The organism is Vibrio sp. STUT-A16 (assembly GCF_026000495.1).
Classification (GTDB): domain Bacteria; phylum Pseudomonadota; class Gammaproteobacteria; order Enterobacterales; family Vibrionaceae; genus Vibrio; species Vibrio diabolicus.
This window is the reverse complement of sequence record NZ_AP026766.1, coordinates 1,801,358-1,816,662: the sequence shown is the minus strand read 5'-3', so window position 1 is coordinate 1,816,662 and position 15,305 is coordinate 1,801,358. Positions and strand designations below refer to the sequence as shown.

Genomic DNA, 15,305 nt, shown 5'->3' with positions numbered 1-15,305 from the left:
AGCTGAAAATTAGAAAATGCACACTGCTTAGCAGTGTGCTTTCTCTATGGTCTGCTTATAAAGTTTCGACACCCAACCAGATCACAAAGTTAGTATTTATTTATAATAAAATTGAACTTAGTGACCCATTTTATTTTCTATCGGTCACTTTCCGACTTAGTTAACGCTGCTTTAGCCAATGAGTTAAATTGGTATGGTCTGCGTCGGTTTTTCTTATTACCGATAGGTTTACCTTTTTCGATACCCAAGCGTTTAAGCAGATCATTTAAGCGAGTAGTTGCAGAATTTTTTGATTCAGTAACTTCCATACTATCGAACTTTACAGCGTACTTCTTGTCGAAGGTTCCTTTAAGTAGCTCCTTATGTGTAATGATGCTGTTATATACTTTTAGTGAGTCTGCTATTTCAAATGTACCGTCTACTCTTAGCCCCTCTACTCCTACGGCAGATACGACAATAGCTAACTTTGATTCAAGGCTATCTTTTGCTGATTTTCCCTGTGCAGCACGAAGAAATGCTTGTGACGCTTTAAATTCAAATTGATCATGGAAGCCAACCACATCTTTTGTCACATCTTCAACAGAAATATTAAGCATATCTGCGATTCTCCACCGCTCAATTGCCATTTCATCGGCAATTGTTAGTGCAGAGCTTCTACTTAGCTGATAATACTCCGCTTGTGACAAAATTCTCGATTTGGGAATTTCTTCTAATCGCTCTTTAGCCGTGCTAATAGAACTTTGGCTCACATGACTTACGTCAAGTAACGAGATCGGTTGCACAGTTAAGTCAAAACCAAGCTCTTTTAGTGTCTCCTGCAAAGCTAGTGGTTGATTTAATTTTAGTAGTGTTTCACGCTTATCAAACTCTCTCTCCAACCTTTCAGCTAGCGCTTCATCACCCTGCGGCTCAAAGCGCAACTTTGATGTGTCATATTTGAAGTCGAGACTATGCGACACTGCAAATCGGATCTTAGTGGCTTTTCTTAATCGCCTAGCCAACTGAACAAGCTGTAACGGCTGTAAAACATTACGACTTAGTACGATCACTTCATCACAGTAACGAGTTCTTATATCAAAGCCTTCACGCAAACTTGGGCTAACAATAACCGTTCGATATTTGCTTATTTCTTGATTAGGCTTTTCTAAAAAAGCAGCTTGCTCTTCAAACTCTTTTACCTTGCTATGGACGACCAAAATTCCTGCTTTTAGTGCAGATTTTGGGCAAGCATAGCCTTTGTTATCGATGTAGCCGCTTTCTCTCAGCAGGTGTTCAATCAGTTTTCGGCTATCGCACGCAATAAACTGCCTATTCGAACTAAGCAATTTATTTGCAACTAGATCTGCTTGGACTAACGTCAGTTCATCAATATACGCCTCGATCTTGTTATAAGCAGTGGTAGGAAAGTTTACCGTTATAACTTCTTCTTCATTCTCATTTCGATACTCACGAACATAAGCACTGGTAACAGCATCACTGGCATCTGCATCCATAAATATTAATTTCTTCGATTTATTTTGAAGTAGATCAGCGAGACGTTTGCGAATAATTTTTTTGTCTGATAGCGGTATGTAAGTGACGTTCGGATCAAACAACGCTTGAAGGACTTTCTCACTCTCATCAATCACTATTGTGTCAGATTGAGCGACCTTGTAATAGTGAAAGTCGTTCACTAACGCATTAATAGTTAGACTGAAATGATCAGCATTTTCTATTTCATGCATAGCCTCGTCGTAAAATGCTGCCTTGATCTTTTCAGGTTTATGTTGCTTTACGACACTAACCAAGTTACTAATGATTGCAGTCTTTCTCCCTTTTGTTTTTTCTCGTTTACACATCCTTAATGCCTGGTGAGTTTTACCGACCCCAGTACCCGCACGAACAACATATACGCTTCGATTGTCATGCCAGAAGGGGCCCATATGTAGATAAACTACGGAATCAATAGCAATATCAGTATTAATTGAGACTGTTTCCTTGACGACTTTTCTTATTGGACATGGTGATGTATGAATAAATGATTGGATTTCTTGAGGTGTTTCCTCAAGTCTATCTGCTAGAAATGAGATAGCTTGCTCTCTCTGAGATAAATTGAGTTTGCTGCGCGTAGCCTCAAAGAGATATTTCTTTAGGGTTTTTTGAATGAGGAAATTTTTGATAAACGGCGAGAGGGTAAGCTACTTGGGGAAAATCTTTCGATTGAAAAGTCACTCTTTCTTCAGTTTTCGCATCGGCAATTAATATATGACGTTTAACACATATCAAAGCTAGGTTTTCTGCATTTTTACTAGCAAACGGAATATAAATGCAACCTATGGTTTTCGATTTTGCTAAGTGCATATCTATTACTTTTTCGAGGTTCTTTTCTGTTGTTTCTATCAAGCGATTTTTACAGTACTTAATCACTCTTTCAGCACTGGAATTGCTTTCACTAACCAGAATATCCACTAGATTTTTTTCTGGGTTTTTAATTACTTGATACATTACGAACCTTTACACGATACTCTGACTAAACGGGTTTTAAATAAAGTTCTCATTCTGTTCTAGAAAACCCTGAACACTGACTCAATTTGTTTAATAAAACTAAAATGAGACAGGATTTCCGCTACTTTCACGAAATCTCAATACAGTAACAACTCATATTAAAACAGACGTAACTGAAACACTCTATTGTTTTCAGTATTTCCTTTTAATTATAAAAGATTAGATAAATTTACGACCTGACCGTTCAAACGCTACAGCTTTCCCGAAGATAGCAACAGCGATGGAACGTTTCCCTTCCTCAATACAATACCTTTCATGTTGTCTTTTACATTTACAACAAACTTGCTAACATCTCTTTCCGTGTAGTCATGCGGGATTCTGATTTCAAAATCGTGCCAAACTCCGATTTTAACCACCACCTGCATTTCGCAAAAGACAACTGTAATTTTATAATCTTTCATTATTTGATTAAATCTGAATCTGTCTTCTGATCTACTGAGGTCTAAGTTTAGGTCTTTTAATGTCCCTGTTACTCTTGCTTTAGAATTTTCGATTTCTTCGGTAATAAGAGCTTCCTTGGCGAGCAATTCTTCGTAATCCTTTTCCCAGCTCGGATCAGAAGGGAATTTGATCATATATTCCCTAACAGTATCTAATTGTTTGATTTTCTCATCTCTTTTCGCTTCTAATGCTGAAATATCAATCGAGCTGCTCACTTCATATTTAATTTCTTTTAATACTGCATAGACTGTGTTTTGAGCTTGAAAATAGTTGACGTTTTTCGCTTTACAACGATGACGTTTCCTCTTGTTATTGCACTTGAGATACATTCCTTTGGGCGGTTCAGTTCCTTTTCTTCGTTCATACGCCAACGAGTATCCACACTCATTCCCTCGCCCATTAGGCCAACCGCATGTTGCGATGTTACGGAATACATTCTTGAAATCTTCATTACCTCCCCCTCCCGTACTTGTGCCAAAAGTTTTCTGCACTGCATAATACACAGCTTCATCTACAATTGGTGGGTAGTACGTTTTTTGATCGCCCAAGTGACCAATTACATTTTTATTACGTAAAATTGTATTAACTGTAGATTCGGCAAGAGGAGAATTCAACGCCCCTTGAACTAACTCCCCGTCATCGTTGTATGTATATCTGGCTAAAATTAGATTTGGTTTATTATCCACCGCAACAAAACCTTTTAGCTTGCCCTTTGCCTCTAACGCTCTTAAGTGATTCATGATTCTTAAAGCTCCCCAACCATGCTCCAATTTCAGCTCAAAGATCTTCTGAACAATCTCAGCATTTTGAGGAATAACTTCATGACCCTTTCGGTCATATGAACGAGCCAGCCAGATGGGTGTTTTAGCTATATGCTTTAATCCTTTCTCTTTCATTGTTTTATTGCTTGCTCGAATCCTTGCGCTTTTCTGGGACGACTCCTGGTTCGCAAGATAAATGCTAATCTCAAGCAATACTCTTGCACTTACTCCTTCAATCCCTTGCATATCCTCTTCAAAAACAATATCCCATTTTGTAATTGCTATCTTCACACCCGCTGACAAAATTTTTTCAAACTGCTTACGCACAAAGTCGGGCTTAGCTCGGCTAAATCTATCAATCAGTTCTATAACAATAATGTCGCCTTCCACTATAAAGCCGCGCTCAATATCACTCATGAGTTGACCAAGCTCTCCGTTTTTTAAGTTAGCCGCTGTATACCCACTGCGCCCTCTATCTTCGTATATCTGTCCACGGTTATAACTCGGCAAACCATTATCAATTCGTTTCTTGTTATGGTTTTCAATCCAAACTTCACTGCTCTGTTGTTGACGATCAATACCGTGTCCTTCTTCACTTTGGACAACTTTACTGACACGATGATAAAGATGGTATTTGCTCATAACTAACTCTCGATAAGCCTATAAAATTTGTAGTCTATCATACAATTTACTTTGCCAACTGTGGCTTGCCTTATCACATCGGCGGCGATATCCAAGAACGCAGTAAGTTACTACTACAAACGCCAGAAAGCTTTTTAGCACGCTTTAACGTTGATGTTCGCGTGATGAATGAAGTGGTTTCTATTAACCGACAGGACAAGACCGTTACGATCAAAAACCTGTTGGATGAGTCTGAATACGTAGAATCGTACGATTTTCTGCTGCTTAGCCCAGGTGCCGGCCCTATTGTTCCGCCAATTCCAGGTCTCGATAACCCGCTAACCCACTCTCTACGTAACATTCCAGATATGGATCGCATCATCGAAACGATCCAAATGAACAAGCCAGAGCATGCGACGGTTGTTGGCGGCGGTTTCATCGGTTTAGAAATGATGGAAGCCTTCCACCAACTTGGCATTAAAACCTCTCTGATCGAAATGGCAGACCAAGTCATGACGCCAGTAGACCGTGAAATGGCAGGCTTTGCTCATGCAGAAATTCGTGACAAAGGTGTCGACCTCAAACTTGGCGTCGCGCTTGAATCTGTGAAATTCCTACCTAACGAGCACGTTGCAAGTTTCGACTCTGGTGAGAGTGAGAAACACCAACACCTAGAAGGTGAATTGGAGTTAACACTGAACAACGGTGAAAAACTCACTACCGATATTCTGATCATGGCAATCGGTGTGCGTCCTGAGACAAAACTGGCGCAAGAAGCTGGCCTTCAAATTGGCGCGCTAGGCGGTATTTACACGAACGAACACATGCAAACCAGCGATCCATCTATCTACGCTGTCGGTGACGCGGTAGAAGAGAAAGACTTCGTGACTGGCGAGCAAACTCTAGTGCCACTTGCAGGCCCGGCAAACCGTCAAGGTCGTATGGCAGCAGACAATATGCTAGGCCGCAAAGAAACTTACCAAGGCACACAAGGGACAGCGATTTGTAAAATCTTTGACCTTGCTGTGGCTTCAACAGGTAAAAATGAGAAACAATTGAAACGCGCTGGTATTGAATACGACAAAGTGTACGTGCATACCGCAAGCCACGCGAGCTACTACCCTGGTGCAGAAGTGGTGTCGTTCAAAATGTTGTTCGATCCAAAATCAGGCAAGATTTTAGGTGCTCAAGCAGTTGGTAAAGATGGCATCGATAAACGCATCGACGTTATGGCTGTTGCACAACGTGCTGGCATGACGGTTGAACAACTGCAGCATCTTGAACTGACTTACGCGCCACCTTACGGCAGTGCAAAAGATGTGATCAACCAAGCGGCGTTTGTGGCAAATAACATCATCAAAGGTGACGCAGCGGCGATTCATTACGATGAAATCGACAACCTGACTGAAGATCAAATTCTCCTCGACGTCCGTAACCCGGGTGAATTGGAGTCTGTTGGTTATCTTGAAGGGGCAATCAACATTCCGGTTGACCAGTTACGCCATCGTATGGGTGAACTACCAAAAGACAAAGAGATTGTGATTTACTGTCAAGTAGGCTTGCGCGGTAACGTGGCATACCGTCAACTGGTCAACAATGGTTACAAAGCTCGTAACTTGATTGGTGGATACAGAACACTCAAATTCTCGCGCTTATAACGGGATAATAAAAACAGAGAAAACCGAGGGATTGGTTTTCTCTTTTGTTTATTTACATGGACTCAAATCTAACTCATTAACCTTCTATCGCCAAACGGACTGCTGCTTGAGCATGGATAGAAGTGGTATCAAGTAGCGTAACATCGGTGTGACTTTGGTTTACAAGTAAGGCAATTTCAGTGCACCCGAGAATCACAGCTTCAGCTCCCTGCTCTTTTAGTTTTTCGATAATTTGCAGGTATATCGTTCTCGATTCTTCTTTGATTTCACCTTGGCATAACTCTTTATAAATAATGTTATGCACTATAGAGCGATCATCTTGAGCAGGAGTTATGACATCCAGCCCATAGAGGTCGGAAAGCCGTCCTTTGTAAAAGTCTTGCTCCATTGTGAATTGAGTACCAAGGAGTCCGACCTTTTGAACCCCTTTCTCACGAAGTAACTCAGCAGTCGCGTCTGCGATATGTAGTATGGGGATATTAATGCTGGCTTCAATTTGAGGAGCAACTTTGTGCATTGTGTTCGTACAAATAAGAATAAAATCAGCGCCCCCTTTTTCTATTGAAGATGCAGCATCAGATAGAATACTTGCCGTTTCTTCCCATTTACCTTGGTGTTGAAGTTTCTCTATCTCTGAAAAATTCACGCTATACATACAAATTTTTGCGGAATTTAGGCCGCCTAACGCCTCTTTGACTCCTTCGTTGATCAATTTGTAATAACTAAGCGTCGACTCCCAACTCATGCCGCCTAGAAGACCGATAGTTTTCATATAACTCTCCAATCGTTATACACCACCATGGCAGGGGTGTTTTTACAAACAAAATCAACTACGTGAATAGACAGCCTTCTAGCTTTGTCACTAGTGATAACTGGATAAACCTGCAATCAGAAAAACGAGAACCAAAAAGAACGACTACGCGATTCTCATATCTCCTCGCAACATTGTTACCGCACTTCCAGAAAGCTTAACGCATTCCGGATTCAATAATTCTGTATAAACAACTCCACTTCTCTTGGATGCTTGAAAGCCTTTTAATTGCGCTTTACCGAGCTCTTTAGCCCAGTAAACACATAAAGCGCAATGAGCAGAACCTGTCACTGGATCCTCATCAACACCAACCCAAGGGGCAAAGTAACGAGAGACAAAATCAGCGTCAGTGCTTGATTGAGCAGTGATAACAACTCCACGACCTTTTTGTTTAAGCAGCGCACTAAAATCAGGTTCGAGTTGCTCTATCAAAGACTCATCATTGATGACGATCAACTGCTTATTATCAAACTGACCATAAGCGATTACATCAGCCACATCGAGCCCTAAGCCGTGAAGCAAGTCTGTGTTAATACTTGCTCGCATATCTAAAATAGGAGCAGGAAACACCAAATGAATGTCGTCATGATCAAGTTGTGCAGTTAAAACGCCGGATAGCGTAACAAACTCAATGGTATCACCAGTATTATATAACCCTTGCTCTCTCAGCACGTGCGCCGTGGCCAATGTGCCATGTCCACACAAAGCGACTTCCGTTTCAGGTGTAAACCAACGAAGTTGCATTGTATTTAATGACAGAAACGCTGTTTCAGATAGTGACATCTCTGCCGCTATGGCCAACATCATTTCCTCATCAAGGTTTGATTCTGTGATACACACACCTGCAGGATTGCCTTTGAAAACCTCTGATGTAAACGAGTCGACCTGAAAAATTTTAACTTCCACAAAATATCCTTAAGTTCTATCAACCACTGTAGAACCATTAGCAGCACTTAGTGCATTTGTACCACGTAATGTATTGCACCTGTTGTTTGAGCAGTAAAACCTTTATTAACTAAGAAGAAACCACTTTTTCTCCTAATGGGATTTATTGGTATTTTGCCGAAGTAATGAACTCACCGAATGTTTCACACCAAACAACAACAGTATTGTATTCAGAAATGGAAACCCCTTGAGGAACCTCAACAACGAAGTTATTGAATGTTTTAACATCACCAACCAAGCTCATCTCAGATTTAAGGTCATTAAACGCTTGTTCCGTTTCGACAAACTTAGGAGATAGATAGAGTTTATAGTCTGGTCCGGGAGCGAGTTTTCCTACCAACGTAATGACTTCAGAACTCAAATGAATTTCTCCCTCTCCCCAATGAAAAGCGTCGCTACCTTTGAGTTCCCTCTTAAACACTGCGCTGTATTCTGCACCTTGCTTGCTCTTAGCAACTTGCTCATCGGTCGGCGCAGGCGGTGCAATAAGAATCGGTAAAGTATAGATACCTATCGCAATACCAATCGCAACAGCCACTAAGTGGCTTAACGTTAATTTAATTATACTTTTCAAGGTCATCTATCTTCTTATTAGTTTCATCAGCTTAGATCTAGGCTCAAATACAGACATCCGTCAGGTTATACGTCTAATAGCCTAATTTCATTAATATTATACACAAGCTGGACCAATGCGCCTTAATTGCTGCCTTTTAGAGTGCTATCCAATAACCCCGTTATTAACGAAAATAACTATTTTAATTCAGCCCCCTACACGCCTTCAACGAAATGATCTAAAGGCAAAGTGAGCAATTAAAAACGACTGATAATTGATATCAGCCGTTTGGTTATCTGGAATGTCGTTGTGCTGGTTTGGGAACTATTCTGCTTCCACCAAAGCGATCTTATCGGATGTCGATTTTTCCAATTTGATCGCAATAAACTTAGAGGTTGGCGTAAACGTTCTATCCCCATAACTATCTAAGGGAACCAATGGGTTCGTTTCTGGATAGTAAGCCGCCGCCTGACCTGCTGGTACGTCATAGGCAACAAGCGTAAATCCGCTCACACGCCGCTCAACGCCATCTTCCCACAATGACACCATGTCTACTTTATCGCCCGGTTCAAATCCGAGTTTACGAATATCCGCGTCATTGATGAACAGGACTTCGCGCATGCCAAATACTCCACGATAACGGTCATTCAAGCCGTAAAGTGTCGTATTGTATTGGTCGTGTGAGCGCATGGTTTGCAAGATCAAATCTGGCTTTTGGCCTTTTTCGAGTATCGCTTCGCTGATCAACTGCTTCGGCAACTCGCTAGAGCTGAACTGTGCTTTGCCGCTTGGTGTATTCCATCGACGCTCGGCTGCTGGGTTTACCAAGTGGAATCCACCCGGGTGTTTAAGCTTATGGTTAAAGTCGGTAAAGCCCGGTATCGTGTCGGCAATCAAATCGCGAATACGGTCGTAATCTTCAATCGTCCACAGCCAATCAATTGGTTTTGCTCCAAGTGTAGCATTGGCAATACCGGCAATAATCGCTGGTTCTGAACGCAAATGCTCCGAACGCGGTTTTAGCTGACCAAATGAGATATGCACCATGCTGAAGGTATCTTCAACCGTCACGCCTTGTGCGCCAGTCGCTTGCTGATCAATCTCGGTACGGCCTAAGCATGGAAGAATAAGCGCATCTTTACCTGTGATAAGGTGAGAACGATTTAACTTCGTCGAAATGTGTACGGTTAAATTACAGTTTCGCATCGCGTTGTGCGTACGTTCTGTATCTGGCGTTGCTTGTGCAAAGTTACCGCCCAAACCGATAAATACTTTCGCTTGCCCTTCTTCCATCGCTTTAATGGCTTGCACAGTGTTGTGGCCTTCACCACGCGGGACGGCAAAGTTAAATCGACTTTCAATGCGATCCAACAACAGATCTGAAGGTTTTTCATCAATGCCCATCGTACGGTCGCCCTGAACATTACTGTGACCACGCACTGGTGAAAGACCCGCGCCCGGCCTACCAACGTTACCTCGTAACATTTGCACGTTTGCGACTTCTTTAATGGTTGGCACAGAGTGACGATGCTGAGTCAACCCCATCGCCCAACACATGATCACACGTTCTGCACGTCGATACATGCTCGCCACCATCTCGATTTCACTTAAATCAAGACCCGATTGTTCCGCGATGTGTTCCCAAGAGGTTGCGTCCACTTCAGCCAAATACTCATCAATACCTATCGTGTGTTGTTTGATGAATTCACGGTCAAAGACCGCTTTGCCACCGTTTTGCAATGCCTCGCGCTCCCATTGCAACAAGAATTTCGCGATGCCACGAAACACTGCCATGTCTCCGCCCAAAGCAGGACGCAAGTACGCCGTGTTGGTAGGCTCTGAGCCGTTACTCAACATCTCAATCGGCATTTGAGGGTTTTGGAAACGTTCTAATCCGCGCTCTTTCAGCGGGTTTAGACAGATAACCTGTGCACCACGTTTTACCGCTTCGCGCAGAGGTTCAAGCATTCGTGGGTGGTTCGTGCCCGGGTTTTGACCAATCACGAAAATCGCATCAGCTTCTTCAAAATCATCAAAGATCACTGTGCCTTTACCAACGCCAATGGTGTCTTTCATCCCGATTGCACTGGCTTCGTGACACATGTTGGAACAATCTGGGAAGTTGTTGGTACCGAATGCGCGTACAAATAGCTGATATAAAAACGCCGCTTCGTTGCTTGCTCGGCCAGAAGTATAAAACTCAGCTTGGTGTGGTGAATCCAATTGGTTGAGATGTTTAGCCACAAGAGAAAAAGCCTCATCCCAAGAGACAGGTACATAGTGGTCGGACTCGGCATCGTATCGCATTGGGTGCGTGATACGGCCTTGGTATTCCAACCAGTAATCGGTTTGCGTTGAGAGAGATGAAACGCTGTGATTGGCAAAAAAATCAGGATCAACCAGACGATTGGTCGCCTCCCAGTTTACCGCTTTCGCGCCATTCTCACAGAAATTGACTTTACCACTATCTGGCGACTCGCCCCATGCACATCCCGGACAGTCGAAACCGCCATTTTGGTTGGTTTTGAGCATAGTGCGAATGTTTTTAACTGCATTTTCACTGCCCCACCAACTTCTGGTTACGGCTTTCAGTGCACCCCAACCACCAGCTGGACCTTTGTATGCTTTTATTTGTTCTTTTTGGCTCACGACTTTACTCCTCGCAGATATACCAGCAAGCAGGGTGCCCGTGAAAACAAGCGCGTTATTTATTGAGATAATGCGGAAGTATTGAAGGGCTTAGTTTCTAATCCATGTATTTTTTAACCCAAATAAGTAACCACTCAACATGCTCTCGCTTGTCCGAGCGTTTACTTATCTAGATTCTTGATATCGGATACCCGCCTACTGTGTCTAAGACTGTTAGATTCAATTTGCATTGTTGCGTCTTGATCTAAATCAAAGATTAAGTCGTTATTCAATATGCGTCCAATTGATAATCCTGACCGAGTGATAAACAAAATCTATGACGAATTTTTCCACTGACGGTCATCACATTTTTAATCAATACAATTGATGAGGTTAATCGTTTTCCCATTCTATTCCACCTAGTTCGCTTAACGAACTCAATAAAATCGGTACTCTTGATAATAGATAATATCTATCACACTATAGATACTTTAAATTTGACCCTAATTAATATCAGGAATAGCCTTGATTCAGATCAATTTTAAGCGTGGTTTTATTCTTGACTTGGTTTTGGTTTCCCATTCCCCAGTTAAAACGCTCCAGCGCTTAAAAAGTACGGTAGTGCTGTGCCCTTTTTAGGGAGTTCCCCCGTACATGTGACTCACAACGCAAGGTGAACAAGCCATTATGGATATCAAACAACTTAAATATCTCATCGCACTTGAACAGACCAAACACTTTGGTCAAGCCGCCGCATTGTGCCACATTACGCAGCCTACCTTGTCCATGAGAATCCGAAGCTTAGAGGAAGAACTCGATCTCGAATTAATCCAAAGAAGTCAACGATTTGAAGGATTTACTGAAGCCGGAGAACGCATTTTAGCTTGGGCAAAAACCGTCTTAGCCGCTCATGATGGATTGCAAGCCGAAGCCGCCAACTGCCGTGGTCAGTTGGTCGGTTCACTTCGGCTTGGAATGGTGCCACTCGCCAGCCAAAACCCTATGCAATTGCTCAAACCATTAGCTCAACAGTTCCCTGAGTTACGCTTTCAAATACTCTCCATGACGACCGAACAGATCATAGACCAACTCAATCGCAATCAACTTGATTTGGGGATGTGTTATGTCGATCAAGTCAACACCGCTTACTTCGATGTTATCGAACTAGATTCAACCAAACTTGGCGTTTTATTCGATGAGCGTCATTTTGATTTTGCCGAATCTGAAGTGTTGTGGGAGTCACTCAATAACATTCCGCTAGGGCTGCTTTCGAAGGGTATGCACTATCGCCACTCCATTGATCTTAGCTTTGTGAGTAAAGGGCTGGTTCCGCAAACCGTCATTGAAAGTAACTCCACCTTTCACTTGATCCAAGCAGTAACCAGTGGCCTTTGTTGCGCCATTATGCCGCTGAATTGTGGATTGGAAGAGTTGAACGATACGCTTCGCATTATCCCTATCGAAGAAGCCGCCGTTCACGCCCCGCTAGGTTTGTTAAAGCGAAAACAAGAACCCTTCTCCGCGCTAACTGATCAATGTTTCGCAGAAGCGAAAAGCATATTCAATCGATAACAACAATCCACACGTCAATTTTTGGCATACACAACGGCTTATGAGGTGATTTCATGAGATGTACTACTCAATCTTATTTTGAACTGTCCGATTTCAATCAAGCACCACCTCAACCAAGTGCGTTCAATTACCGAGAATTGATTGATGGCCGCCCAGTACAACAAATGTCGCTGGCGAGTGAATCCGCCTTAGCTATCAGCTACAACGGCATTAGCCAAGCGGTCATGATGGTGACGCCAGGCCATCTGGAAGACTTCGTGAAAGGATTTAGCCTAAGCACAGGCATCGTCCACGACTTCAAAGAGATCAAAGACATTGAAATTGGTGGCGATCACGAATCTCACTATGCGGAAGTGGAAATCAGCAACCGCGCTTTCTGGGCGTTAAAAACACAACGCCGAAATCTTGCTGGCACAACCGGATGCGGCATTTGTGGCGTCGAGGCTCTTGAACAAGCTTTGCCTGATTTGGTGCCGCTGACACCGTCTCTTCCTCCGCGCTCCGATGTATTCGAAGGGCTGCGAGACAAAGTCGCACAGCATCAAGAAGCCGCACGTGAATCTGGCGCGTTACACGCCGCTTTATTTGCAGATTTACAAGGCAACATCAAGTTGTGCCGAGAGGACATCGGCCGCCACAACGCGCTGGATAAGTTGATTGGCGCATTGGCCAACAATCACATCGAACCTCAAAGTGGCTTCGCAATAATGACAAGCCGTTGCAGCTTAGAGTTGATCCACAAAGCCGTTCGCGCGCGCATCCCCACACTGGTTTGCTTATCTGCACCTACAGCGTTAACCGTCGAATGGGCAAGAAGAAACCATTTGAACCTAATTCACTTGCCAAAATACGGCTCGCCGCGTCTATACAGCCCTGCGCCTTAACACGTCGACCTAGCCGAATTCCTAATATTTCTAACGGAGACCTCTGGGTCTCTTTTGTTTGCTTCTCGTTCCCAATTGATACTTAGTGACAAGACACTATTCTCTCCAACCAAACGTGCTCACCCCTTGTCAGCTCTAAGCTTGCGTATATTAACCTGCTTGCATTTGAACGCTTTCCAATCCGATAAGAACCCTGTCAAAAACCCATAAATTAATAAGGACTTTGTGTGACTCTTTTCACGCTTTTCTACCTTCCTAGGCATTTCTAGGAATTTTTCCTATCCGATCTAGGCAACCATCTCATGTGCCTCACAAAACCACTCTCTAGAATTCCGCTCAGTCAAAGGTAACAAGAGTGCACAACGGTCTCCGTTGTGTTTCTAAAACAATTACAAGAGAGTTCATCATGTTAAAATTCCTCGAACAGGTGCGGAAGCCGACCCTCGATCTTCCTGTCGAAGTTAGAAGAAAGATGTGGTTTAAACCGTTCATCCAATCTTACTTGGTCGTATTCATCGGCTACCTAACCATGTACTTGATTCGTAAGAACTTCAATGTCGCGCAAAACGACATGATCTCAACTTACGGTTTGAGCATGACAGACCTAGGTCTTATTGGCCTTGGCTTCTCCATCACATACGGTATCGGTAAAACCGTAGTGTCTTACTACGCTGACGGTAAGAACACCAAGCAATTCCTACCTTTTATGCTGATCCTTTCTGGTCTTGCAATGCTTGGTTTCAGCTTCAGCATGGGCGGCGGTAGTGCAAGCCTGTTCTTGATGGTGGCTTTCTACGCTCTGAGTGGTTTCTTCCAAAGTACTGGTGGCCCTTCTAGTTATTCAACCATTACAAAATGGACACCTCGTAACAAGCGCGGCTCTTACCTAGGCTTGTGGAACATGTCACACAACGTTGGTGGTGCGGGCGCAGCGGGTGTTGCTCTTTTCGGTGCTAACTACCTATTCGACGGCCACGTAATCGGCATGTTCGTGTTCCCTTCTATCATCGCGATCATCGTTGGCTTTATCGGTATGCGCTTTGGTAGCGACTCTCCAGAAGCTTATGGTCTAGGTAAAGTAGAAGAACTTTTCGATGAAGCAGTGAGTGAAGAAGACACCGCCGCTGAAGAAAACCAGATGACCAAGAAAGAAATCTTTGTTGAATACGTTCTTAAAAACAAAGTTATCTGGCTACTTTGCTTTGCAAACATCTTCCTTTACATCGTTCGTATCGGTATCGACCAATGGTCAACGGTATACGCGTACCAGGAGCTTGGTATGTCAAAAGAAACGGCAATCTCTGGCTTTACTCTGTTCGAAGTCGGTGCGCTTGTGGGTACGTTGATGTGGGGTTACCTCTCTGACCTAGCAAACGGTCGCCGCGCATTGGTTGCTTGTGTATCTCTTGGCTTGATCATCGTATCGCTTGAGTTCTACCAGCACGCCACTAGCGAGTTCATGTACTTGGCCTCTCTATTTGTATTGGGCTTCTTGGTGTTTGGTCCGCAACTTCTTATCGGTGTTGCCGCGGTTGGTTTTGTCCCTAAAAAAGCAATCAGTGTGGCTGACGGCGTAAAAGGTACTTTCGCTTACCTAATCGGCGATAGCTTTGCAAAACTAGGCTTGGGTATGATTGCAGACGGTACACCTATCTTCGGCTTAACAGGTTGGAAAGGTACCTTCGCAGCCCTAGATACCTCCGCCATGATTTGTATTGTTTTGCTTGCTTTCGTCGCTATTGCGGAAGAGAAGAAGATTCGACACGCGAAGAAGCTTCAACTTGCACAAGACCAAGCCTAACTTCTCTGCGCGCTTTACTTCGGTAAAGCGCGCAAGATCATTAAAAAGCATGGTTCAATTCAGTATCATTAAAGATTTTTCTATTG

The 15,305-nt window shown here is 43.3% G+C and carries 10 protein-coding genes and 1 pseudogene; 4 read left to right on the top strand and 7 right to left on the bottom strand.

All coding sequences use genetic code 11. The features are described from left to right. Positions 1-137: 137 nt before the first annotated feature. The 3 genes from OO778_RS24770 to OO778_RS24760 form a co-directional block, all read right to left on the bottom strand. Positions 138-1,838: a hypothetical protein gene (locus tag OO778_RS24770; RefSeq protein WP_264912129.1), complete on the bottom strand. Its 1,701-nt coding sequence runs from the start codon at positions 1,836-1,838 to the stop codon at positions 138-140. A gap of 274 nt (positions 1,839-2,112) precedes the next feature. Then, a complete protein-coding gene (locus tag OO778_RS24765) occupies positions 2,113-2,484 on the bottom strand; it encodes a hypothetical protein (RefSeq protein WP_264912128.1) in 372 nt (123 codons plus the stop codon). 251 nt (positions 2,485-2,735) lie between these two features. After that, positions 2,736-4,388: a recombinase family protein gene (locus tag OO778_RS24760; RefSeq protein ID WP_226420717.1), complete on the bottom strand. Its 1,653-nt coding sequence runs from the start codon at positions 4,386-4,388 to the stop codon at positions 2,736-2,738. A gap of 50 nt (positions 4,389-4,438) precedes the next feature. On the opposite strand from OO778_RS24760, the pseudogene OO778_RS24755 reads away from it, so the two are divergent. Further along, positions 4,439-6,025 (top strand): annotated as a pseudogene (locus OO778_RS24755) (FAD-dependent oxidoreductase); the annotation flags it as partial. A gap of 76 nt (positions 6,026-6,101) precedes the next feature. Here the strand turns inward: OO778_RS24755 and OO778_RS24750 are convergent. From OO778_RS24750 to OO778_RS24735, 4 genes are all read right to left on the bottom strand, one after another. Next, the gene (locus OO778_RS24750; protein WP_012842248.1) at positions 6,102-6,797 is read right to left on the bottom strand and encodes an aspartate/glutamate racemase family protein; all 696 of its coding nucleotides are present in this window, start codon (positions 6,795-6,797) and stop codon (positions 6,102-6,104) included. Positions 6,798-6,941: 144 nt separating this feature from the next. Beyond that, positions 6,942-7,742 carry a PhzF family phenazine biosynthesis isomerase gene (locus OO778_RS24745; protein ID WP_074189629.1) on the bottom strand — a complete coding sequence of 267 codons (801 nt, stop codon included), beginning with the start codon at positions 7,740-7,742 and terminating at the stop codon, positions 6,942-6,944. Positions 7,743-7,884: 142 nt separating this feature from the next. Next, positions 7,885-8,361, bottom strand: coding sequence for a DM13 domain-containing protein (locus OO778_RS24740; protein ID WP_074189630.1), 477 nt, complete (start codon positions 8,359-8,361; stop codon positions 7,885-7,887). A 297-nt stretch (positions 8,362-8,658) separates the two neighbouring features. Continuing rightward, on the bottom strand, positions 8,659-10,983 hold the full coding sequence (locus tag OO778_RS24735; RefSeq protein WP_264912122.1) for an FdhF/YdeP family oxidoreductase: 2,325 nt from the start codon (positions 10,981-10,983) through the stop codon (positions 8,659-8,661). A gap of 666 nt (positions 10,984-11,649) precedes the next feature. Here OO778_RS24735 and OO778_RS24730 point away from each other — a divergent pair. The 3 genes from OO778_RS24730 (at position 11,650) to uhpT (ending at position 15,219) form a co-directional block, all read left to right on the top strand. Beyond that, positions 11,650-12,534 carry a LysR family transcriptional regulator gene (locus OO778_RS24730; RefSeq protein ID WP_046875405.1) on the top strand — a complete coding sequence of 295 codons (885 nt, stop codon included), beginning with the start codon at positions 11,650-11,652 and terminating at the stop codon, positions 12,532-12,534. A gap of 53 nt (positions 12,535-12,587) precedes the next feature. After that, positions 12,588-13,418, top strand: coding sequence for a formate dehydrogenase accessory sulfurtransferase FdhD (gene fdhD, locus OO778_RS24725; RefSeq protein WP_258688560.1), 831 nt, complete (start codon positions 12,588-12,590; stop codon positions 13,416-13,418). A 406-nt stretch (positions 13,419-13,824) separates the two neighbouring features. Next, positions 13,825-15,219: a hexose-6-phosphate:phosphate antiporter gene (gene uhpT, locus OO778_RS24720; protein WP_264912118.1), complete on the top strand. Its 1,395-nt coding sequence runs from the start codon at positions 13,825-13,827 to the stop codon at positions 15,217-15,219. The last annotated feature ends 86 nt before the right edge of the window (positions 15,220-15,305 follow it).

Coding starts and splice junctions, on each gene's coding strand:
- OO778_RS24770 (WP_264912129.1), bottom strand. CDS start 1,838: ATGTGTAAACGAGAAAAAACAAAAGGGAGAAAGACTGCAATCATTAGT.
- OO778_RS24765 (WP_264912128.1), bottom strand. CDS start 2,484: ATGTATCAAGTAATTAAAAACCCAGAAAAAAATCTAGTGGATATTCTG.
- OO778_RS24760 (WP_226420717.1), bottom strand. CDS start 4,388: ATGAGCAAATACCATCTTTATCATCGTGTCAGTAAAGTTGTCCAAAGT.
- OO778_RS24750 (WP_012842248.1), bottom strand. CDS start 6,797: ATGAAAACTATCGGTCTTCTAGGCGGCATGAGTTGGGAGTCGACGCTT.
- OO778_RS24740 (WP_074189630.1), bottom strand. CDS start 8,361: ATGACCTTGAAAAGTATAATTAAATTAACGTTAAGCCACTTAGTGGCT.
- OO778_RS24730 (WP_046875405.1), top strand. CDS start 11,650: ATGGATATCAAACAACTTAAATATCTCATCGCACTTGAACAGACCAAA.
- fdhD (WP_258688560.1), top strand. CDS start 12,588: ATGAGATGTACTACTCAATCTTATTTTGAACTGTCCGATTTCAATCAA.
- uhpT (WP_264912118.1), top strand. CDS start 13,825: ATGTTAAAATTCCTCGAACAGGTGCGGAAGCCGACCCTCGATCTTCCT.